This window comes from Pseudomonas sp. Sample_20 (assembly GCF_004307585.1).
GTDB classification, from domain to species: domain Bacteria; phylum Pseudomonadota; class Gammaproteobacteria; order Pseudomonadales; family Pseudomonadaceae; genus Aquipseudomonas; species Aquipseudomonas atacamensis.
Genome location: NZ_RCOA01000046.1, coordinates 1 through 1,501, shown reverse-complemented (window position 1 = coordinate 1,501; position 1,501 = coordinate 1). Strand labels below are relative to the sequence as shown.

Genomic DNA, 1,501 nt, shown 5'->3' with positions numbered 1-1,501 from the left:
TTTGTGGGAGCGGGCTTGCCCGCGAAGGCGTCAGGTCTGGCACTGCAAATTCAAGTAGCTACACTCCTTTAACAGCTCAATGCGACACCAAACCGCACGACGCTTTTTTACTTATCGGCTCTGATCAGGCTAAATGGGCCGCGCCTGATCGCCCACCCAACGGACCTGTCCCATGAACCGACGCCGGTTAGCATTTGCCTGGATCGCCTGCCTTGCAGTGCTGTTCAACATGCTCGCCATGCCGCTGAGCGGGGCGATGGCGCAGGCGGCCAGTTCACCGGCCGAGCAGATACTCTGGAGCAGTTTCTGCACCGGCAGCGGCATGAAGATGGTGGCGATCGACATCGGTGCCACGGATCAGAAGGCCCCGCAGAACGACAACCATTCGAATATGCAGCACTGCTGGTGTTGCTCAGGTGGGGCGCCATTGCTGGCGCTGCCGGGGCATTCGCCGCAGCTGTATTTCGCGCAATTTGAAAGCAACCGCAGCGTTGCGCCCGTCTCCCTGCAAGCCCCGACGCCGCGCCAGCAATGGCCGAGTCTCAATCCCCGTGCTTCCCCTCTGGTCTGATTTGTTCGCGCCACAAATCCGCGTTTCAAATCGTTCTGGAGAACTGCCATGTTGAAGAAACTCTTCGTCCTCGCCGCGCTGTTGTTGCCGGCGTGCTTCGCCCATGCCCATGAATACAAGGCGGATGCGCTGGAAATCGCCCATCCGTGGTCGCAGGAACTGCCGCCGAATGCGCCGACCGTCGCCGCCTACTTCATCATCCACAATACCGGCAAAAGCGCCGATCGCCTGCTCAGCGTCGACTCGCCCATCGCTGCACAAGCGCAGTTGCACGAACACGTGATGCAGGGCGATCTGATGAAGATGCAGCAAGTACCGAGCGTGGAAATCCCCGCCGGCGGCACCGTGACCTTCGCGCCGATGGCTTACCACGTGATGCTGCTCAACCCGAGCGATCGCAGCCTGCTCAGCGACGGCAAGCGTTTCCCGATGACCCTGCATTTCGAAAAGGCAGGTGACGTCAGCGTTGAAGTTGCCGTGCAGAAGAAAGCGCCGGAATCCGCCCAGGGCCACGTGCACGCTCAGTAACCGACCCGGCTGACTTCGCCCATGCGCTCGTTGCGCGCCAGGCCCGTCCCGCATCACCGTCAGACTCAAGCGCTGACGCGTGGCAGCTGGATCGCCCTGTTCGCCATGCTGATGATCTTCATCGGTCCACTGATTTCTCAGTCGATGCCGATGGATCAACACGCCTCGACGTCGATGCCAATGAGCATGGACATGTCGATGGACATGCCCGGCATGGATCACAGTGGCCATGCAGCCCAGCCTGCGGCCGAGCATTGCCCGCCGCAATCTTCGCACCACGTGCTGTGGGAAAAATGCGGCTATTGCAGCCTGCTGTTTAACTGCCCGGCACTGACCGGCGGCGGCGATTTCGTCGCTTTCAACATCCCGCCACCGAACACCTTCACCCCACCCTCCCCGCGT

The 1,501-nt window shown here is 61.0% G+C and carries 3 protein-coding genes; all 3 read left to right on the top strand.

Features of this window, described 5'->3' with window-relative positions:
* Window positions 1–172 precede the first annotated feature (172 nt).
* Window positions 173–571, top strand: coding sequence for a DUF2946 domain-containing protein (locus D8U70_RS11845; RefSeq protein WP_130928942.1), 399 nt, complete (start codon window positions 173–175; stop codon window positions 569–571).
* A gap of 48 nt (window positions 572–619) precedes the next feature.
* The gene (locus D8U70_RS11840) at window positions 620–1,099 is read left to right on the top strand and encodes a copper chaperone PCu(A)C (RefSeq protein WP_016771880.1); all 480 of its coding nucleotides are present in this window, start codon (window positions 620–622) and stop codon (window positions 1,097–1,099) included.
* Between the two features lie 21 nt (window positions 1,100–1,120).
* The coding region (locus D8U70_RS11835) for a DUF2946 domain-containing protein (protein WP_130928941.1) at window positions 1,121–1,501 on the top strand (381 nt) is incomplete at its 3' end.

Excerpts from the sequence above, each read along its gene's own strand:
- D8U70_RS11845 (WP_130928942.1), top strand. The coding sequence starts at position 173 with ATGAACCGACGCCGGTTAGCATTTGCCTGGATCGCCTGCCTTGCAGTG.
- D8U70_RS11840 (WP_016771880.1), top strand. The coding sequence starts at position 620 with ATGTTGAAGAAACTCTTCGTCCTCGCCGCGCTGTTGTTGCCGGCGTGC.